This is a genomic window from Aeromicrobium erythreum (genome assembly GCF_001509405.1).
GTDB classification, from domain to species: Bacteria; Actinomycetota; Actinomycetes; order Propionibacteriales; family Nocardioidaceae; genus Aeromicrobium; species Aeromicrobium erythreum.
Genome location: NZ_CP011502.1, coordinates 1,912,659 through 1,931,811, shown reverse-complemented (window position 1 = coordinate 1,931,811; position 19,153 = coordinate 1,912,659). Strand labels below are relative to the sequence as shown.

Annotated in this window: 20 protein-coding genes and 1 pseudogene; 10 read left to right on the top strand and 11 right to left on the bottom strand. The window is 69.5% G+C overall.

Features of this window, described 5'->3' with window-relative positions; translation table 11 throughout:
• Positions 1-125: 125 nt before the first annotated feature.
• Both Aeryth_RS09110 and Aeryth_RS09105 read right to left on the bottom strand, forming a co-directional pair.
• Positions 126-1,607 (bottom strand): vWA domain-containing protein, encoded by a 1,482-nt coding sequence (locus Aeryth_RS09110; protein WP_067857536.1) that lies wholly within the window; start codon positions 1,605-1,607, stop codon positions 126-128.
• Positions 1,608-1,615: 8 nt separating this feature from the next.
• Complete coding sequence (locus tag Aeryth_RS09105; RefSeq protein WP_067857533.1) at positions 1,616-2,491, bottom strand: AAA family ATPase; 876 nt, start codon at positions 2,489-2,491, stop codon at positions 1,616-1,618.
• 36 nt (positions 2,492-2,527) lie between these two features.
• Between Aeryth_RS09105 and Aeryth_RS09100 the strand changes: the two genes are divergently transcribed.
• Together Aeryth_RS09100 and Aeryth_RS09095 are read left to right on the top strand one after the other, a co-directional pair.
• Positions 2,528-2,926 carry an SRPBCC family protein gene (locus tag Aeryth_RS09100; protein WP_144433738.1) on the top strand — a complete coding sequence of 133 codons (399 nt, stop codon included), beginning with the start codon at positions 2,528-2,530 and terminating at the stop codon, positions 2,924-2,926.
• A 9-nt stretch (positions 2,927-2,935) separates the two neighbouring features.
• Positions 2,936-4,246, top strand: coding sequence for a M20/M25/M40 family metallo-hydrolase (locus Aeryth_RS09095; protein ID WP_067857530.1), 1,311 nt, complete (start codon positions 2,936-2,938; stop codon positions 4,244-4,246).
• A gap of 25 nt (positions 4,247-4,271) precedes the next feature.
• Here the strand turns inward: Aeryth_RS09095 and Aeryth_RS09090 are convergent, their stop codons facing one another.
• Complete coding sequence (locus Aeryth_RS09090) at positions 4,272-4,469, bottom strand: DUF5703 family protein (RefSeq protein ID WP_067857528.1); 198 nt, start codon at positions 4,467-4,469, stop codon at positions 4,272-4,274.
• Positions 4,470-4,471: 2 nt separating this feature from the next.
• Complete coding sequence (locus Aeryth_RS09085) at positions 4,472-5,437, bottom strand: aldo/keto reductase (protein ID WP_067857525.1); 966 nt, start codon at positions 5,435-5,437, stop codon at positions 4,472-4,474.
• 48 nt (positions 5,438-5,485) lie between these two features.
• Between Aeryth_RS09085 and Aeryth_RS09080 the strand changes: the two genes are divergently transcribed.
• Positions 5,486-6,325 (top strand): undecaprenyl-diphosphate phosphatase, encoded by an 840-nt coding sequence (locus Aeryth_RS09080; protein WP_067857522.1) that lies wholly within the window; start codon positions 5,486-5,488, stop codon positions 6,323-6,325.
• Positions 6,326-6,363: 38 nt separating this feature from the next.
• Positions 6,364-7,056, top strand: a complete 693-nt coding sequence (locus tag Aeryth_RS09075; RefSeq protein ID WP_067857519.1) for an SDR family oxidoreductase — start codon at positions 6,364-6,366, stop codon at positions 7,054-7,056.
• 466 nt (positions 7,057-7,522) lie between these two features.
• Here Aeryth_RS09075 and Aeryth_RS17940 read toward each other — a convergent pair whose 3' ends face one another.
• Positions 7,523-7,675: a CorA family divalent cation transporter gene (locus Aeryth_RS17940; RefSeq protein ID WP_158509201.1), complete on the bottom strand. Its 153-nt coding sequence runs from the start codon at positions 7,673-7,675 to the stop codon at positions 7,523-7,525.
• 83 nt (positions 7,676-7,758) lie between these two features.
• Between Aeryth_RS17940 and Aeryth_RS09065 the strand changes: the two genes are divergently transcribed.
• Positions 7,759-9,120 carry a recombinase family protein gene (locus Aeryth_RS09065; RefSeq protein WP_158509200.1) on the top strand — a complete coding sequence of 454 codons (1,362 nt, stop codon included), beginning with the start codon at positions 7,759-7,761 and terminating at the stop codon, positions 9,118-9,120.
• Positions 9,121-9,405: 285 nt separating this feature from the next.
• On the opposite strand, the gene Aeryth_RS09060 is transcribed toward Aeryth_RS09065, so the two are convergent.
• Complete coding sequence (locus Aeryth_RS09060; protein ID WP_067857510.1) at positions 9,406-9,999, bottom strand: hypothetical protein; 594 nt, start codon at positions 9,997-9,999, stop codon at positions 9,406-9,408.
• 170 nt (positions 10,000-10,169) lie between these two features.
• Between Aeryth_RS09060 and Aeryth_RS09055 the strand changes: the two genes are divergently transcribed.
• The 4 genes and pseudogenes from Aeryth_RS09055 (at position 10,170) to Aeryth_RS18285 (ending at position 13,534) form a co-directional block, all read left to right on the top strand.
• A complete protein-coding gene (locus Aeryth_RS09055; protein ID WP_144433737.1) occupies positions 10,170-12,440 on the top strand; it encodes an ATP-binding protein in 2,271 nt (756 codons plus the stop codon).
• A 125-nt stretch (positions 12,441-12,565) separates the two neighbouring features.
• A pseudogene (locus Aeryth_RS18550) lies at positions 12,566-12,808 on the top strand (SDR family NAD(P)-dependent oxidoreductase); the annotation flags it as partial.
• Between the two features lie 46 nt (positions 12,809-12,854).
• Entirely contained in the window at positions 12,855-13,067 is a 213-nt protein-coding gene (locus Aeryth_RS18290; protein WP_067857505.1) for an SDR family oxidoreductase, read from the top strand.
• A gap of 29 nt (positions 13,068-13,096) precedes the next feature.
• A complete protein-coding gene (locus Aeryth_RS18285) occupies positions 13,097-13,534 on the top strand; it encodes a hypothetical protein (RefSeq protein WP_067857502.1) in 438 nt (145 codons plus the stop codon).
• 539 nt (positions 13,535-14,073) lie between these two features.
• On the opposite strand, the gene corA is transcribed toward Aeryth_RS18285, so the two are convergent.
• The 3 genes from corA to Aeryth_RS09025 all read right to left on the bottom strand — a co-directional run bounded on the left by corA (position 14,074) and on the right by Aeryth_RS09025 (position 16,239).
• Positions 14,074-15,033 (bottom strand): magnesium/cobalt transporter CorA, encoded by a 960-nt coding sequence (gene corA / locus Aeryth_RS09035; protein WP_067861543.1) that lies wholly within the window; start codon positions 15,031-15,033, stop codon positions 14,074-14,076.
• A 101-nt stretch (positions 15,034-15,134) separates the two neighbouring features.
• Entirely contained in the window at positions 15,135-15,968 is an 834-nt protein-coding gene (locus Aeryth_RS09030; protein ID WP_067857496.1) for an FHA domain-containing protein, read from the bottom strand.
• A gap of 1 nt (position 15,969) precedes the next feature.
• Positions 15,970-16,239: a hypothetical protein gene (locus tag Aeryth_RS09025; RefSeq protein ID WP_067857493.1), complete on the bottom strand. Its 270-nt coding sequence runs from the start codon at positions 16,237-16,239 to the stop codon at positions 15,970-15,972.
• A 121-nt stretch (positions 16,240-16,360) separates the two neighbouring features.
• On the opposite strand from Aeryth_RS09025, the gene mshC reads away from it, so the two are divergent.
• On the top strand, positions 16,361-17,575 hold the full coding sequence (mshC, locus tag Aeryth_RS09020; protein WP_067861541.1) for a cysteine--1-D-myo-inosityl 2-amino-2-deoxy-alpha-D-glucopyranoside ligase: 1,215 nt from the start codon (positions 16,361-16,363) through the stop codon (positions 17,573-17,575).
• 31 nt (positions 17,576-17,606) lie between these two features.
• Here mshC and Aeryth_RS09015 read toward each other — a convergent pair whose 3' ends face one another.
• Together Aeryth_RS09015 and Aeryth_RS09010 are read right to left on the bottom strand one after the other, a co-directional pair.
• Positions 17,607-18,308: a DUF2786 domain-containing protein gene (locus Aeryth_RS09015; protein ID WP_067857490.1), complete on the bottom strand. Its 702-nt coding sequence runs from the start codon at positions 18,306-18,308 to the stop codon at positions 17,607-17,609.
• Positions 18,305-19,150, bottom strand: coding sequence for a PAC2 family protein (locus tag Aeryth_RS09010; RefSeq protein WP_335338720.1), 846 nt, complete (start codon positions 19,148-19,150; stop codon positions 18,305-18,307). Before Aeryth_RS09010 ends, Aeryth_RS09015 begins: the two co-directional genes overlap by 4 nt.
• Positions 19,151-19,153 lie beyond the last annotated feature (3 nt).

The following is a 19,153-nucleotide window of genomic DNA, read 5'->3' as shown; positions in this document are numbered from 1 at the left end:
CGACGCTGCTCGTGGGACGAACTCAACCACAGGTCGGGACTTTGGTCCTGATTTAAATTGAGAATCTTCGGGACAATGTCCCGGGGCCGTCCGGGACCTGCGGGCGAAGGCCCCGGGACACCCGCTCAGGTCGGGAGCAGACGGCCGACGAAGGCCTCGAGCTGGGCGATGGTGCTGCAGGCGTGCATGGGCACGACCTGGGCGTACTCGGGTGCCACGGAGTCGCCGAGACCCCACCGGGTCGGGTGCTCGGGGTTCAGCCAGAACGTGCGGCGCGCGCGGTCCGCCACCGCAGCGAGCGCGGGCAGGCCGAGGGGCTGGTTGTTGTTCCGCGCGTCGCCCAGCACCAGCACGCTCGTCCGCGGACCGACGGCGTCGAGGTGGTGCTCGGCGAAGTCCGCGAACGCCTCGCCGTAGTCGCTCGAGCCGTGCCAGGAGGTCACGCGCGCCTCGGCCGCGATGCGCGCCGCCAGGTCGCCCCCGTCCTTGACGATGTCGGTCACCTCCGCAGTGGCGTTCACGAAGGCGAACACGCGCACCTTGCTGAACTGGTCGCTCAACGCACGGACGAGCAGCATCGTGAACGCCGAGAACCCCGCCACCGACCCCGACACGTCGCACAGCAGCACCAGCTCCGGTCGTCCCGGGTGCGGCCGGGCGTGGACGGGCACGATCGGGACGCCACCGGTCGACAGCGCCTTGCGCATCGTCCGGCGGACGTCGATCCGTCCGCGCTGCGACGCGCGTCGTCGGGCCGACAGCCGGGTCGCGAGCCGACGCGACAGCGGACCGACCGCCACCCGCAGCTCCTCGAGCTGCTGACGGTTGGCGCTCAGGAAGTCGACGTGCTCGCTCGTGCTGCGCACGGCGTGCCGCAGGATCGTGTCGCGCCCGCGCGACTCCGCGGTCCGACGTCGAGCCTCGGACGCCACCATCTGGCGGAACGCCTCCACGAGCCGCCGGACCTCGTCACGCTCCAGGCGGTCGGTGAACGGCGTGGCGTCGACGTCCCCGTCGCCGGACTGCGCGGCAGGACCCTGGGCACCGCCGGGCCCTCGACCTGGCCCCGAGCCACCCTGGCCCTGGCCTGACGCGCCCTCGCCGCCGGCGCCGCGCAGGGCGAGGGCGCGGGCGATCGCCGTCTGCGGAGCCATCCTGTCGAGGGTCTGGAACGCCGACCAGCCCGTGCTGCCCGTCCCGGGCGTTCCCACCGTGCCCAGCGCGTCGACGGCCAGCTCGGCGAGCTGCTCGAGCGTGCGCAGGTCGCCGTCCGCCAGGGCCATGACCAGCAGGTCGCGCAGGTCCTCGGTGTCGAGCGGCCCGTCGTGCTCGGCGACGCTCGCCGACGCGCCGACGCCCGTGGGGAAGAACAGGTCGAAGGTCATGTCGAAGACCTCGCGCTGACCACCGCGGCGCACCAGCGCGGATGCCAGGCCCTCGCGCAGGAGCGCCCGGTCCTCGAGACCGAGCACCGTCGCCACCTGTCCGGCGTCGACGACCTCGCTGGTGCCCACCTGCATGCCCTTCGAGCGCAGGGCGGTCGCGAACGCGACGAGCCGGCCGGCGAGGTCCTCGCCGACCGCTGCCGTCCCGCTGACGTCGTCCACGCGGCCGCTCAGACCTCGAGCGCGGCGCCGACGTCGAGCGTCTCGCGCGCCTTCTCGATGTCCTCGTGGTGCTTCAGCACGACGCCGAGCGTCTGCTGCACGGCGTCGTCGTCGAGCCGGCCCCCGAGGGCGAGCAGCGTCTGCGCCCAGTCGATGGTCTCCGAGACCGACGGCGTCTTGCGCAGCGGCATCGCGCGCAGGGCGTTGACCACGCGCACCAGCGAGGCCGACACCGCGTCGTCGAGGCCCGGGGCCTTGAGCTCGACGATGCGCCGCTCCAGCTCAGGGTCCGGGAAGTCGACGTGCAGGAACAGGCAGCGCCGACGCAGCGCCTCCGACAGCTCGCGCGTGGCGTTCGAGGTGAGCACCACGAACGGGCGGCGGGTGGCGCGGATCGTGCCGAGCTCGGGCACCGTCACCTGGAAGTCGCCGAGCACCTCCAGCAGCAGCCCCTCGATCTCGACGTCGGCCTTGTCGGTCTCGTCGACGAGCAGGACGGTGGGCTCCGTCCGACGGATCGCCGTCAGGAGCGGGCGGGGGAGCAGGAACTCCTCGCTGAACACGTCGGTGCGGGCCTCGTCCCACGACTCGTCGCGTCCCGCGGTGATGCGCAGCAGCTGCTTGGCGTGGTTCCACTCGTACAGCGCCCGGGCCTCGTCGACGCCCTCGTAGCACTGGAGCCGCACCAGCTCGGCGTCCTGCGAGGCGGCGACGGCACGCGCGAGGTCGGTCTTGCCCGTGCCCGCAGGCCCCTCGACGAGCAGCGGCTTGCCGAGCACCGACGCCAGGTACACGGTCGTGGCGATCGCGTCGGACGCGAGGTAGCCCTGCTGCGCCAGGCGATCCTTGACGTCCTGCACCGAGCTGAAGTTGGTCGTGGCCATCGTGCCCCTTCCGGCGATCGTGCCTACCATCGTGCCGTGGGAGCTTTCGAGGTCGTGCGCGAGGTGCCGATGGAGCCCGCCGAGGTCTTCGCGCGGCTCACCGACTGGGAGCGTCACGGCGAGGCCGTGCCCCTCACGCGGATCCGTCGGACGGAGTCCGGGTTCGTGGCCCGCACGGGCGTGGGGCCGCTCGGGTTCGACGACGTGATGGACGTCGTCGCCTGGGACCCGCCACGCTCGTGCCGCATCGAGAAGCGCGGCCGGGTCGTGAAGGGCTGGGCCGAGGTGCACGTGGAGCCCACGCCGCACGGCTCGCGCGTGGTGTGGCGCGAGGTCGCGCACACGGTGGGCGTCCCGCGCTTCGCGGCGCGCCTGGAGGAGGCTGCGGGTCGGCGGCTGTTCGGCCGCGTGGTCGACCACCTGCTGCGCACCTAGACTGCCCGCATGGGCACCAGCGAGCAGTCGTACACCGCCGAGGCCGAGGCCCTGGAGATCTGCCGTGACCTGATCCGGCTCGACACCTCCAACTACGGCGACGGCAAGGGACCGGGCGAGCGCAAGGCGGCCGAGCACGTCGCGGCCCTGCTGGCCGACGTCGGCATCGAGTCCGAGATCGTCGAGGCCGCGCCGGGTCGGGCGAGCGTCGTGGCGCGCTGGGGCGACCAGACCTCCAGCCGCGACGGTCTCCTCGTGCACGGCCACCTCGACGTCGTCCCGGCGCAGGCCGCCGACTGGACGGTCGACCCGTTCGCCGGCGAGGTCCAGGACGGCTACCTGTGGGGCCGCGGCGCGGTCGACATGAAGGACTTCGACGCCATGCTGCTGTCGGTGGTGCGTGCCCGTCAGCGGGCCGGCGTCGTGCCGGAGCGCCCCGTCACGCTCGTGTTCACGTCCGACGAGGAGGCCGGCGGACGCGAGGGCGCCCACTGGCTCGTCGAGCACCGTCCGGACCTGTTCGAGGGCTGCACCGAGGCGATCGGCGAGGTGGGTGGCTTCTCCGTCGAGGTCGGGGGACAGCGGCTGTACCTGATCGAGTCCGGCGAGAAGGGCATCAGCTGGATGCGGCTGCGGGCGCGCGGCACGGCCGGGCACGGGTCCATGCGGCAGAGCGACAACGCGATCACCCACCTGGCGCAGGCGCTCGCGGCCATCGGCGAGCACGCCTGGCCGGCGACGCCGGGACCGTCGATGCAGCTCCTGCTGGCCAAGATCGCCGAGCTCACCGGCGACGACGCGCAGGACCCCGACACGCTCCTCGAGCACGTCGGCCCGGCCATCCGCATGCTCGGTGCCGGCCTGCGCAACTCCACCAACGCGACCATGCTCGAGGCCGGCTACAAGCACAACGTCGTGCCGGGGGAGGCCATCGCCTACGTCGACGGCCGCTACCTGCCGGGACACACCGACTCCTTCCTGCCGGCCGTGCAGGAGATCGTCGGCGACCGGGTGGACGTGGAGCCCTACATCGTCGACCGCGCGCTGGAGTACCCGTTCCGCGGCGACCTCGTCGACGCGATGACGGTGGCCCTGCACGCCGAGGACCCCGACGCGCACATCGCGCCCTACCTGATGTCCGGCGGCACCGACGCGAAGGCGTGGGACAAGCTCGGCATCACCTCCTACGGCTTCACGCCGCTGCGCCTGCCCGGCGACCTCGACTTCACGGCGCTGTTCCACGGCGTCGACGAGCGCGTGCCGGTCGACGCCCTGGAGTTCGGCGCGCGGGTCTTCGACCGGTTCCTCGACCTCGCCTGAGGCCGGGATCCCGGCGGAAGATCGTTCAGAGCGTCGCGCTGACGCGGATGATCTTTCGTCGTAGCCGAACAGTGCGGTGGCCGGAGCGGTCCTTGCGGAGCCGGTCGATCTCCCAGCCCTGGAACTCCGCCGCGTCGGTCAGGAGCCGGCAGACGGCGTTGCGCGACTGCGTCCGCGGGATCGAGAAGTCCCAGAACTCGTACTCCACGGCACCTCGTCGCATGCTCACCTCTCGTCCTCCCAGGTGTGGGGCGCGGACACGTCGTCCAGCGCCGCGATGATCTCCGTCGGCAGCTCGAGCGCGTCCGAGCCCAGGGCCGTGCGCAGCTGCGCCGTGGTGCGCGCGCCGACCAGCGTGGAGGCCACGGTCGGCCGGTCGCGGACCCAGGCGAGCGCCACGTGGGCCGGTGCGGCGTCGAGGCCCTCCGCGGCCCGGACGACGGCGTCGACGACGGGTGCCAGGTCGGGGTTGAGGTACGGGGCGACGAAGCCGCTCCACTGGCTCGACGCGGCCCGCGAGTCGGCCGGCGTGCCCGTCCGGTACTTGCCGGTCAGCACGCCGCGCGCGAGCGGGGACCACGCGAGGTGCCCGAGCCCGAGGTGCTCGGCCGCAGGGACGAGCTCCTCCTCGACGGTGCGGTTGAGCAGCGAGTACTCGACCTGGTGGGCGACGAGCAGAGGTCCGAGCGTGCGCGCTGCCGTCGCCGCGGCCAGGCCCACCTGCCAGCCGGCGAAGTTGGACACCCCGACGTAGCGGACACGGCCGGTCGTCACGGCGTGCTCGAGGGCGGACAACGTCTCCTCCCATGGCGTCAGCGGGTCCCAGGCGTGGAGCTGCCAGAGGTCGAGGTGGTCGGTGCGCAGCGCGCGCAGCGACGCGTCGAGCTGGGCGAGCAGGTGGCCGCGGGAGGCGTCGGTGACCGCGTGGCCCCGCCGGAACCCGACGACGCCCTTGCCGGCGAGCACGACCTGGTCGCGGACCCCGCGCTTGGCGACCAGGTCGCCGACCAACGCCTCGGCCCGGCCCTCGCCGTAGACGGGAGCGGTGTCGATGAGCGTGCCGCCGGCGTCGAGGAACGCGTCGAGCTGCTCCTCGGCCTCGACCTCGTCGACCTGGGAGCCGAAGGTCATGGTGCCGAGACCGAGCCGCGAGACCCGCAGCCCCGAGTGACCGACCTGACGCTCCTGCATGCCAGCACCCTAGACCGCTGGTCCACATCGGAGGTCTAGGCTCGCAGCGTGGATGTCCTGCGATCTGTCGTGCTCGGCCTCGTCCAGGGGCTGACCGAGTTCCTCCCCATCTCCAGCAGCGCGCACCTGGCGATCGTGCCCCGCTTCCTCGGCTGGGACGACCCGGGCGCGGCGTACACGGCGGTCGTGCAGATCGGCACCGAGCTGGCCGTGGTCCTGTACTTCTGGAAGGACATCTGGCGGATCGGCACCGGCTGGCTGCGCGGTCTCGTGTCGTCCGACGCGCGCGCCCTCCCGGAGTGGCGGATGGGCTGGTTCGTCATCATCGGCTCGATGCCGATCGTGCTGCTCGGGCTCGCGCTGGAGAGCCTGATCGACCGGCAGTTCCGCAACCTGTGGGTCATCGCGACGATGCTGATCGTCCTCGGCATCGTGCTGGGTGTCGCGGAGCGCGTCGGGCGGCGCACCCGCCCGATCGAGCAGCTCACCTGGACCCACGCGGTGGCGCTGGGCCTCGCACAGGCTGCCGCCGTGGTCCCGGGCGTCTCGCGCTCGGGCGCGACGATCAGCATGGGCCTGCTGCTGGGCTACGAGCGGGCCGCGGCCACCCGGTTCGCGTTCCTGCTGGCCATCCCCGCCGTCGTGGGGGCCGGTCTGTACAAGCTCAAGGACGTGCCGGGCGGGGAGAACGCCTACGGCTGGGGCCCGACGCTGATCGGCACCGTCGTGTCGTTCGTCGTGGGCCTCGCCGTCATCCACTGGCTCCTGCAGTACGTGAGCAAGCACTCGTACGCACCGTTCGTCGTCTACCGCATCGCGCTCGGCACGCTGGTGCTCGCGCTCCTGGCGTTCGGCGTCATCGGCGCCGGCGTCTCGGCGTCGGTCTAGCGGCTGCGACCTCCCCGGCGTCGTCCTAGGGTCGGGACATGACCCGTCCCACCGCGCTCGTCACCGGAGCCACCCGAGGGATCGGCCGCGCCGTGGCCGAGGACCTCGCCCGTACGCACGACGTCGTCCTCGTCGGACGTGACGTCGAGGAGCTCGACGCGGTGGCGTCGGGTCTTGAGGGCTCCAGCGTCCTGGCGCTCGACGTCGCGGACGCCGACGCGGTCGACGCGGCGTCGTTGCCGGAGGGTCTCGACGTGCTCGTGCACGCGGCGGGCGTGGCCGTGAACGGCACGGTCGGCGACGTGACGCGCGACGACTGGCGCTCGGTGTTCGAGGTCAACGTCTTCGGCGTCGCCCACCTGACGTCGCGGCTGCTGCCCACGCTGCGCGACGGGGGAGGGACGGTCGTGCTCGTGAACTCCGGCGCCGGGCTGTTCTCGACGCCCGGCAACGCGGTGTACTCGGGCAGCAAGTTCGCGCTGCGCACCTTCGGCGACTGCCTGCGCGAGGAGGAGCGCGAGCACGGCGTGCGCGTCGTGTCCGTGCACCCGGGGATCGTCGACACGGCGATGGGCCGACAGGTGCTGGAGCGTGGCGACGGCGGCCACCCGGAACGGATGATCCAGCCCGCCACCATCGCCGCCGCGGTGCGCGTCGCCGTCGACGCCCCGCCCGAGGCGCAGTTCGAGACCATCTCCGTCCGCCCGACGCTGGACCCGAAGGGCGACTGAGGTCGGGGGACAGGGGGCCGTTCTGGTGCGCGGTCTCGGCTCACGCTGGGCGCCGTCTCCGCGCGGGCCTCGACCGGGCAGCTGGGCGCGACCTGGTCTGGGTTCTCGGGCCCTGGCGGGGCCTGGGTGACGCACGATTCTGCCTTGGTGTGGACCGTTCCACACGAAGGCAGAATCCTTCCCACCCGTCGCCCGCCATCGGTGGATTCCCCACCGCAGAAGCGCTCCTGCGGTTGCAGATCCACCGATAGGACGCGCCAACGCAGAAGCCTGGCCCGAGAACGCAGAAACGAAGAATCGTGCGTCCAAGGGCGGGCCCAGACGAGACCCCGAGACCCGAGGTCGCCCCCAGCCCCGCTGCCGGTCGAGGCCCTCTCGGTGGCCACACCCAGCGCGACCGCAGGCCGCGCACCAGCAGGTCGAGACCCGCAGCTACCGCACCAGCAAGGCCCAGCCCCCACCCGCCCTACAGCCACCCCGACCGCTTGAAGCGCCAATAGATGTAGAGGCAGAGGCTGCCGATCACGGCCAGGCACAGCGGGTAGCCGAGGTGCCACGAGAGCTCCGGCATGTAGCGGAAGTTCACGGAGTGAAGACGTTCCCGTGCTATCCGGTCCATGACTGACAGGGGATAGGAGCGGATCTCCCTCGACAACGAGCGGTCGGGGTCCATCACAAAGCAGGCTACTCGGATCGACCGCTTTGGCTCGGAGGTCGTCCACTACCGACGAGAGTGTCAGTGGATCGAAAATCCCGTTCGGCGCTCGACCGGCAGGCAAGCGCTTGCTCGGCGACCTGCGCCCGGGCGACCGCGTGCTCGTCACCAAGATCGACCGAGCCGCCCGGAACGTGCGGGACCTGCTCGACCTCGTGGAGCACATCGAGGAAGCCGGAGCCTCGATCGTCTCCATCGAGCAGAACATCGACACGTCGGGACCGATCGGCAAGTTCATCCTCGTTGTGCTCGCGGCCATCGCTGAGCTCGAACCAAACATCACCGGAGAGCGTCGTCGGGAGTCCCTGGTCGCGTTCGCCAACGAGGGTCGGCACGCGGTGGGCGCTGCCCCCTTCGGCTTCAAGTCCGTCGACAACCCGAACGGTCGTGGCCTGGTGATCCGGCCCGACTGGGATGCTCCCGGTCGAGGCGAGCAGTCGCCCGCGGCGATCCTTCGAGACGCGATCCGTCGCGTGATGGGCGGCGAGCCCCAGGCGAGGGTTGTCGAGGATCTCCCGATCAAGGAGGCGGGCTTCTCGGTGCTGCTCCGCAACGCCCGGCTCGCCGGCATGACCCCGAGCGGGGACGGGGTGGTGAACAGTCACGGCGTGCCCCAGGTGGACCCCGAAGCGGCCCTGCTCACGATGGCCGAGTGGAGCGAGCTCCGCGACTACATGAAGCGCCCGGAGAAGCGATCGTGGAGCCGCCAGGAGGGCTACGGTCCCGCACTCACGTGCTCGGAGTGTGGCTTCAGGCTCTACCGGAGCAACGGTGGTCCGTCGAGGCCGAACAACAACGGCTACAAGTGCGGTCGAGCCAAGCATGAACGGGGCACGCCAGCCGCCTCGGTCCAGGTCTCTGCCGCCGACTCGTACATCGAGCAGACTTTCCTCGACCTCTACGGCGACCGCTCGGTCGTGGCAGGAAGGTGGTCCGACTCGACCAGCACCAAGGCAGAGGCCATCACGCGCGCTGAGGTAGATCTGGAGGCCGTCCAAGCGGCTCTTCTGGACGACCTAGAGGACGAGGAAGAGGAACGGGTCTTCCAGTCCCTGCGGCGGGCGAAAAAGGCGCTGAAGTCCGCGCACGAACTACCTGCGGATCGCACGTACGTCATTGACGAGACCGGGAAGACGGTCAGCGAGATGAGGGTTGAGAGCACCTCGGCTGAGCGATGTCGCCTGCTCGTCGCCATCGGACGGTGGATGGTCTACCCCGGACGTCTTCCCATAGAGCAGAAGATCGTCTTCGAGCTGGATGTGGCCCTCAACGAGTTGCTCACCCATAGGGTCGGCCGCCAGGAACCAAGGACTATCGATGACGCAGGACAGTTCCTCCATCCCACCTGAACCGTGCGGAGGCGATCCAAATCGAGGGGACCAGCGCGGGGCGGTTCTTCTTGGTTCCACCGCGACCGCCGTCGTCACGGCGAGGGGGACGCGAAATGGACCTGTGGATGACCCCAATGATCTTGGTCGGACTTCCCGTTACTGGAGTCTTCGCGTCGTGCACAAACACGCGACACAGGTAGCCGCTCGTACTCACGGAAGTACCTTTGAGGGTGCGCGGTATCTCAAGCTCGGAGGCTCGCTGACGGGAGGTTCGGGTTGCCGCGCTAGCGGACCGGAGTGGTCTTATCCGAACCGTTCAGCGCACTGGCTCCGGCTGAGATTGCCGTTCAATTCGACACAGGTGAGAAGGTCGAAGTCCTGCATCAACTCGCTAGCTTCATCTTGGACCTCTGTTACGTCCTCTTCCTCCTCGGCTGACGGTTCCTTGAACATCTCGTCAACGTATGCACCCCAGGGCCTCGCGTAGCGCGTGTTTCCGCTGTCCATCAATTCATCGAGTCGATTGATCGCCTTCACCGCGTCATCGCTCCCAAAAATGCGGACCGCAGTCACCGCGTCCAGCCAGGCACTTCGCGCTGTCATGAAGTCGCCAGTAAGTACGTACATCATGCACGTAGGCCCAGATTTTCCCTTCACGGTGACTTCGAACTGGCAATGCTGATCGCGGGTTTCATAGAATTTCACTGACTCGTCGATGTACTTGGGCAGCGTCGCAGCGAGCGCGGTGTACGCCGCGTGTCGAGACTCGCGAACTTCGCGATCACGATCGGCAGAGATTGACACCTGGCCGACGAAGAGTGTCGCCCCAACGCCGAGGGCGGCCCCAAGCAAAGTGCTCGTGGCAGCAAGTAGTGCGGACTGCTTCGTACTCGTCATCAGTCTTCGTCCCCGCGCCTGTGGACATCGGCACGCTCAGTGTAGGGAGAGTTGCCCGCTGGCGACCCTTCAACGCCCGCGAACGAGCAATGCCGAGTCTGGTGCCTTTGGGGGAGAGTGCGCGTGAACGACAGGACCGAGAGATCCCCAGACTCTCTACAGTCGACTTCGTGCGAAGTTACTCAATGCTCTCAGATCACGACTTTGAACTCCTCGTTTGCGCCATCCTCCAGGCAGAGAGGGATGGCAACGTGCGGTGGGAGGTGTTCGCTCGCGGCCGCGATCGAGGCGTTGACGTACGTCGCCTTGGTCCCGCGGGACTTGAAGTGGTCCAGTGCAAGCACATGCTCGGCAGCACGTTCCCGCAGTTGAGGTCCTCGGCGAACGACGAGAAGAAGAAGCTCGATGTGTTGTCTTCCAGGCCGAAACACTACGAGTTTTGGACGACGATGTCGTTGACTAGCGCGAACAAGGCTGAACTGAAGTCAAAGTTGTCGCCGTGGATCAAGAGCGAGAGCGACATCTGGGGTCGAGAGGACATTGAGTTGGCCCTCAACCGGAACCCCGATGTTGAGAGGGGGCACGTCAAGCTCTGGATCGCGGGTGCCGGTCAGTTAAGCGCCCAACTGCATGCGGGTATCTGGGAACGGAGTCGCGAGTTGGCGTCTGAAGTTGAAGCCACGATGTCTCGGTACGTGGAGACAGGCGTGTTCCATCGAGCGTCGGAGATGCTTGATGCGAACAAGGTTCTTGTCATCAGTGGGCCCCCAGGTGTTGGAAAGACAACCATTGCGCGGTTGCTCGTTGCCCAGGCCGCCAGTAGAGGCTTCGAGCCAGTTTTGGTGTCGGCAGACATCGATGAGGCGCATAGAGTTCTCGATCGCGAGAAGAAGCAGATTTTCTACTACGACGATTTCCTAGGTAGCAACTTTCTCAGCAACCGGTTGGACAAGAACGAAGACAAGAGATTGGCGTCGTTCATACGTTCTTGTCGGCAGAATGAGAATTCACTGTTCGTGATGACGACCCGGGAGTACATCCTTCGACAGGCGCTGGCTGACTATGAGGAACTTGAACGCGTCGACGTTCACCTCGACCGGCTGATCATCGAGTTGGACGAGTACACGCGAGTCGAACGAGCCCGGATCCTTTACAACCACATCTTTCACTCACCTCACCTCCACGACTCTGAGGCGCTCACCCAATTACGTGAGGGCCAGGCGTATCTTCGACTGATTGACCACCCGAACTACAATCCTCGGCTCATCGAGTTCGCCACCTACACGGACCCGAGCCTTCGAGCGGGGGTACCAGCAGATTTCGCCGCTTACATCAAGGCTGTCTTTGACAATCCGGACTCGGTTTGGCGAGCACCTTTCGAGTCGCAGGTCGAGTCGAAGGGGCAAGCGCTCGTGATGCTACTCGCTTGCCTTCCTGGAGCCGTTTCTGAAAGCGTCGCCTACGAGTTGATCAACGCGGCCGCGTCAAGCGAATTATGCGATGCGAGTCGACCAGGGGACCTCGAGCGAATGTTGAGGGTCCTTGATGACTCCTTTATCGCTACTAGCCGGGACGGCGCAGGTACCGGAGAGCTACTAGTTCGACTGCGCAACCCTTCGATTGCGGATTTCGTTGCCGGACTTCTTGTCGAAGAGCAATCGCGTAGGACTGCGTTGATCGGGTCGCTTTCGTACTTCGAGCAGGCAGTGTGGGTCCTCGACAGTGTCCGAGATCGCCTGAGGCCCGGCGAAATCGACAATTTTGATCGACTCGTCGGCGACGCACTCCTCAAACTTTTTGATCGTCCCGCTCCGAACTTTGGATTGAGGTTCGTTGGGCTTCAGTCGAGGGTGGGTTGGTCGTACTCAAGTCCCGCGGTCCGTCTGCTCGCTCTGCAACGTGCCGCTTCTGTCTCCGCAGTTTGTCGGGAGTCGCTCTCTACCGCGCTCAACGAGCTCACGACCGCTGAAGCAGAGCGGTGGGCGAAGAGCACGGAAGACTTTGACGAGCTCGCCTGTGCTGAAGTTGTTGATCTTCTTGAAGCAGTAGGTAAAGAGTCAGTGCCAGAAGGGGTCTGGACGGCGGCCCGCGATCTGTTAGACGAGTTGCCACCCAGCGCAGAAAAGTGGGACCTGCTCAACCGGTTGTCAGCGGAGGACGCCAATGGGAGCGACTACCTAGGACGTCACTCATGGGAGTTCGAGTCATGGTTTAACGATCTGCTCGACAACTCGCTGGAATATCTCGATCTAGACGAACTGGAGCAAGCCCGAGAGCTAGCGGAGTTCCTTGGCGTGCGCTACGACGAAGGGCTCTTCGAAAGCATTCAGACCGAGTTGGCCGGGCGTGCGGATGAGATTGCCGAACACCGGGCCGAAGAGTGGAGGGATAGGGGAGATCAATCTGACGATAGGGAGGTCAGTGCGATCTTCGATCGCTGAAAATCGTCCTATCGGATCGTCTTTGAGCGTCTCCGACCGTCGGGCACCCACCCTCGGACGAACATTCTCGCCACGCCCCGTGTTGATGTGCTTGCGATTGTTCGTGCGCGACTAAATCCCACGGCGTGTACCGACGACCTGCGAGAAGCTCACCGCCGCGTCATGACGTGTTAACGGTCGCCGACGCCACGGTTGGCGAGGTGACGCGCGAGGACTGGCGCTCGGTGTTCGAGGTCAACGTCTTCGGCGTCGCCCACCTGACGTCGCGGCTGCTGCCCACGCTGCGCGACGGGGGAGCGACGGTCGTGCTCGTGAACTCCGGCGCCGGGCTGTTCTCGACGCCCGGCAACGCGGTGTACTCGGGCAGCAAGTTCGCGCTGCGCACCTTCGCCGACTGCCTGCGCGAGGAGGAGCGTGAGCACGGCGCGCGTCGTGTCGGTGCATCCGGGCATCGTCGACACGGCGATGGGCCGTCAGGTGCTGGAGCGCGGCGACGGCGGGCACCCGGAACGGATGATCCAGCCGGCCACCATCGCCGCAGCGGTGCGCGTCGCCGTCGACGCCCCGCCCGAGGCGCAGTTCGAGACCATCTCAGTCCGCCCGACGCTGGACCCGAAGGGCGACTGAGGGCGTGCACCTTCGATAGCCTGCGGCGCATGCTACGGCGACGCGACGAGTGGGCGGTCGAGACCGCCGGGCTCTCCGACGACGCGCGAGCCGATGTCGTCAGGGCCGTCCTTCGCGTCGTCCGGCCGATGGCCGACCGCTTCCAGACCGACGTCCCCTGGGACGTTGCGCGCGACTGGCCGGTCGCCGTGCGACACGCGGCCCAGGTGCTGTCGCCGGAGTCCCGTGGATACGCCTCCACGGGGTGGCGGGACGCCCAGGACGCCGCCCAGTGGGAGGCCTATGAGCTCCTGGCACCCTTCGCGTACTCCTCAGACGTCTGGGACGCGCGGAGCGCGGAGCTGGCCTCGGTGTGCGACGAGGGGACCTCGGTCACCGTCAGGGCTGCCGGCGACCTGCACGAGCAGCTGCTCGCCTCGCTGCGCCCATTGACCTCGCTCGGCCCTGTTGTCCTGCGGCCTCTGTGACGGTTCCCGCCCGGGAAACGGGTGTCACGTCGTCACGATGTCGCCGTTGATGGCGGTTTACAGCCACCCCGACCGCCTGAAGCGCCAGTAGACGTAGAGGCAGAGGCTGCCGATCACGGCCAGGCAGATCGGGTAGCCGAGGTGCCACGAGAGCTGGGGCACGTAACGGACGTCGGTGTGGGCTCCTGCCGGCGCCCGGCGGACCGCCTTGCCCCACTCCCTTTCCTAGAAGCTCCCGTAGAGGTGATCGAGGCCGAGGAACAACAGTCCCAGCAGCAGACCGGACGCGAGGAAGCCAGCCGCAGCTCCTGCGGCTGCATCGCGGTATCGAGTGGGGAGACCGACGAGGGCGAAGGCGGCAGGAACTGCCGCGCTGCACAGCAGCGCGGCACGGTAGGGGATGCCTTGGTCTGGATCCAAGACGTCGAGCAACGCCAGGGTGCCGCAGCTGAGGACCGGGCCGACAAGGAGGCCCGGCCACAGGGCAGCGCGGAAGGTTGTGGACCTGGACCGTTCGGGCAGGGGCCTCGTGCGGTTCATCAGAGCCACCCCGACCGCTTGAAGCGCCAGTAGATGTAGAGGCAGAGGCTGCCGATCACGGCGAGGCACAGCGGGTAGCCGAGGTGCCAGGAGAGCTCGGGCATGTACCGGAAGTTCATGCCGTAGATGCCGGCGATGGCGGTGGGGACGGCGAAGATCGTCGCGCCGGCGGTCAGCTTGCGCATGTCTTCGTTCTGCTGGACCGACAGCTGCGCGAGGTGCGCGTTCAGCGCGTTGTCGAGGAGGTGGTCGATCGCGTCGATCGCCTCCGACGCCCGGGCGAGGTGGTCGGCGATGTCGCGGAAGTAGGGGCGCGCCTCCTCGGGCACCGCCACCGTCGCGAAGCGGTGCACCGGCTCACGCAGCGGCAGCACCGCGCGCCGGAACTCCAGCGTCTCGCGCTTGAGCCGGTAGATGCGCGTCGAGTCGCTGGTGCGCTCGTCGGAGAACACCGACGTCTCGACCTCCTCCACGTCCTGCTCGAGCTCGCGGGCGACGTCCTCGTAGTGGTCGACGATCGTGTCGATCACGGCGTGGAAGGCCGCCGTGGGACCGTGCGACATCGCGCCGTCGACCGACTCGGCCCGCCGCCGAGCCTCGCGCAGCGACTCGCCGCCGTGGCGGACCGTCAGCAGGAACTTCTCGCCGAGGAAGACGTTGACCTCGTGCGTGCGGATGTCGTCGTCGCTGTACGTGACGCTGCGCAGCGACGCGAACAGGTGGTCGGAGTAGCGCTCGACCTTCGGCCGCTGGTGCGCCTCCAGCGCGTCCTCGACGGCCAGCGGGTGCAGCGAGAGCGCCGACGCGACCCGCGACAGCTCGTCGACGCGTGGGTTGGCCATGCCGATCCAGATGAACTCGTGGTCCTCCAGGGCGTCCAGCGCCGCGCGGAGCGACTGCTCGTCGTGGGCGGTGTCCTGACGGACGCCGTCGCGGTAGGTGGCGCAGTCGACGATCACGCACACATTCTGAACCACCGACGGTCCCCGCACGCGCGACGCGCCCCGCGGTGGTCACCGCGGGGCGCGTGGCCGTCCCGTCGTCCTGCGCCGTCGTCGGGTCAGCGCTGGTACCGCGGGGGCTCCTGGGGGCGCTGGCGGCCGATCTCGCCGCCCTGGCGCCCGCCGAACGGACGACCGTGGTCGGCGAACTCGTCGCGCACGTAGGTCAGGCGCCACGGCCCGACTTCGATCCGCGCGCCCGTGCGCAACGTCTGCACCGGAAGCTCGCGACCGTTGACGAACGTCGGCGTCGCGCGGCCGCGGGCCCCGATCACGTACTCGTCGTCGTCCGTGCGGGTGACGACGGCCTGCAGGTCGCTCGTGTCGTCGAGCACGAGGTCGCAGCCCTCGCCGGCGCCGATCGACGTCTCGCCGAGCGCGAGGTGGTGCACGCGCACCTCACGCGCCATGGCGGGGACGCGCGTGTCGGAGAGGTAGAGGCGCGGGTGGCCGCCACCGTACGGGTCGTGGGTGGTCGTCACCCGACGACGTGCCCACGGCGCGGTGGGCAGGTCCGGCCAGGCGACCGGAGGCGGGACGTCGAGGGCGTCACTGCCGCTCGTCAGGGCGCGCGTCTTCAGCCGGGCGGCAGCACGCCAGCGCAGCACCTGCACGTGCCGCGAGCCGGTGGCCAGCCGGTGCCACACGTGCGTCGGCACCGCACCCAGCCGCAGGATCGGGCCGTCGTCGTCGGCGACGTCGAGCGTCCACCCGTCGTCGGCCAGCCGGGCGGCGACGGTGCGCAGGTCGCCCCCGCTGCGGCCTGCGACGAGGACGTCGAGGTCACGGCTGTGCAGGACGACGCGGTGACCCGCCGACGTGACGCGCGCCGACGCCACGGCGCCGCTGTCACGCAGCAGCTCCACGGTGACGTCCGCGGCGAGGCCGGGCATGTCAGCGGCGCGCCGGGTCGGCGCCCGGCAGGTCGTCGTCGCTCGTGGTCACGCGCACCGTGCCGTTGAAGCGCCACAGCGCGCGAGGGGCGTCGGGGCCGGTGTCGCGCGGCACCTCGACGTCGAGGTCGCGCAGCTCGTAGTTGACGGCGGCGCCACGTCCGGTGAGGTACTCCCACATCTCGCGACCGAGGTCGGTCCAGTCGGTCACCGGCTGCGGTCCGGAGGCCTGTCCGCTCAGGTCGCGAGCGTGCTCGGGGGTGGTGGTCATGTCGGATCCTCCTGTCAGGGCTGCCTCCAGCGTGACCAGCGGCCGGGGGTGCGGCAACTCGAACGGGACGGCCGACGACTCGCCGCGCGACCCCCAGCGGCCGGCGGATACGCTCGGACCCATGCGCGCCTGGACGGGTCCCGAGGTCCCCACGATCGAGCTCTCCGGGGTCGACGTCCCGCCGCTGCGGATCCACGACACGCGTGCGTCGGCACTCGTGGAGTCCGCGCCCGAGCACGTCGCGCGGCTCTACGTCTGCGGCATCACGCCCTACGACGCCACCCACCTGGGACACGCCTCGACCTACCTGACGTTCGACCTGCTGCAGCGCCAGTGGCTGGCGCGAGGGCTCGACGTCTCGTACACCCAGAACGTCACCGACGTCGACGACCCGCTGCTCGAGCGGGCGACGGCGACGGGCGTCGACTGGCAGGAGCTCGCCGAGCGCGAGACCGAGCTGTTCCGCACCGACATGTCCGCCCTGCGCGTGCTGGCGCCCCAGCACTACGTCGGCGCGGTGGAGTCGATCGACCTCGTCACCGCCCTGGTCGAGCGTCTCGGCGACGCCGTCTACCGGGTCGACGACGACCTCTACTTCGACGTGCACGCCGACGCCGCGTTCGGCTCGGTGTCGGGGCTGGACGACGACACGATGCGCCGCGTGTTCGGCGAGCGTGGCGGCGATCCCGACCGGTCCGGCAAGCGGCACCCGCTCGACTGCCTCGTGTGGCAGGCGCCCCGCGAGGGCGAACCCTCCTGGGAGTCGCCGCTGGGTCCTGGGCGCCCCGGCTGGCACGTGGAGTGCGCGGCGATCGCGCTCGAGCACCTCGGCACCGACTTCGACGTGCAGGGCGGCGGCTCCGACCTCGCGTTCCCGCACCACGAGATGTCCGCGTCGGAGGCGCGCGTCGCCACCGGCGAGGAGTTCGCCCGCGCCTTCGTGCACGCCGGCATGGTCGGCTTCGAGGGCGAGAAGATGTCGAAGAGCAAGGGCAACCTCGTCCTCGTGTCGCGGCTGCGCGAGTCCGGCACCGACCCCATGGCCATCCGGCTCGCCCTGCTCGCCCACCACTACCGCAGCGACTGGGAGTGGTTCGACGCCGACCTCACGTCCGCCGAGGAGCGTCTCGCGCGCTGGCGCACGGCCGTCGAGCGGCCCACGTCTGCGCCGGCCGACGACGTCGTGCGCGACGTGCTGGCGGCCCTCTCCGACGACCTCGACGCTCCGCGCGCCCTCGCGGCCGTCGACGCCTGGGCCGCGGCCGACGGGTCCGACACCGACGCGTCCGCGCGCGTGCGGGCCGCGCTCGACCTCCTGCTCGGCGTCCTACTCTGACGCCCCGCGCGGTGGTTCGCCGTGCGAGGCGTCAGCCCTGCAGCGACGTGCCGCGCCCCAGGTCGGCTCGCCTGCCGCTGGCGTAGCCGTCGGCGAGCCCGCCACCGCTGAGCCGGCGCCGCGGAGCGCGCCGCAGGCCGCCGTACCGGGCGTGCATCGCCGACTCGACCTCCGCGCTGCGGTCGGCCAGGACGAGCTCGACCGACGGCTGCTCCTGCGAACGCTCCGCCTGGGCGTCGGCGCGGGCCTCGTCCTCGACGCTGCGCAGCCTCACGTAGACCGCCTGCGCGAAGCCCTGCCACCACGAGCGGCGGAAGGCCGCGGTGTGCTCGCCGGGTGGCACCGTCACCCGGGCCAGCTCGTGTGCTGCCTGCAGCAGCAGGCTCGTCACGAGGATCTCGGTGCCCCGCACGTCGGCCTCGAAGCCGAAGACGTGCACCGTGGTGGTCCGCTCGCCGCCCACCAGCACCGACTGGCAGCGCAGCGCGTGGGCGACGTGCACTGCGAGCGTCGCCTTGTCGCGCAGGTAGGGCCCGTCGAGCCGCAGGTAGGCGTCGACGACCCCGCTCGTGCGGTGCCCCTCGGCGGCGAGCAGCGCGGCGTCGATGCCGTAGCGGGCCATCAGCGCCTCGGCCTTGTCGCGGCAGGCCTGAGCCTCGGCAGGCGTCGCTCCCGGGTCGTCGGCGAGCACGAGCAGCTGCCGGACCCGACGCAGGGTGGCGTCGTCGCTCACGGACCGCCGTCGACGTTGCGCCGGCGCAGGTAGCGCTCGAACTCGCGCGCGATCGCGTCGCCGCTGGCCTCGGGCAGCTCGTCGGTCGTGTGCTCCTCCTCGAGCTCCGACACGTACTCGGCGATCTCCGGGTCCTGCGCCATGAGGTCGTCGGCGCCGTGCTGCCAGGCCTGGGCCATCTCCTCGAGCGCGCCCTGGGGGAGCGGCACGCCGACGGCGTCCTCGAGCGACCCGAGGAGGGCCAGCGTGGCCTTCGGGCACGGCGGCTCGGCCACGTAGTGCGGCACGGCGGCCCACAACGAGATGGCGGGCAGTCCGTCGGCCGACGCGACCTCGCCGAGCACCGCGTTGATGCCGACCGGTCCGACGTAGCTGGAGGGCCGCAGCGAGAGCCGCTCGGCCAGGGTCGGGTCGCTCGTCGAGCCGCTGACCGGCACCGGTCGGGTGTGCGGCGTGTCCGCGAGCAGCGCGCCGAGCGTGACCACCTCGGTCACCCCGGCGAGCCGCGCAAGCCCCAGCACCGTGGAGCAGAAGTGCTTCCAGCGGAAGTTCGGCTCGGGCGCCTTGAACAGCAGCACGTCGCGCTCGGAGGAGCGTGGGCGCGCGTGCCACAGGGTCGGCGTGGGCCAGTGCAGCACCCGCGCACCGTCCTCGTCGGGGTGGACGATCGGCCGGGTCACCTGGAAGTCGTAGTAGTCCTCCGGGTCGAGCTCGGCGAGCACCTGCGCGTCCCACTCGTCGACGAGGTGGTCGACGACCGACGACGCAGCGTCGCCGGCGTCGTTCCAGCCCTCGAACGCGGCCACCATCCAGGGGTCGTTCAACGGGGGGATCGACTGCACGTC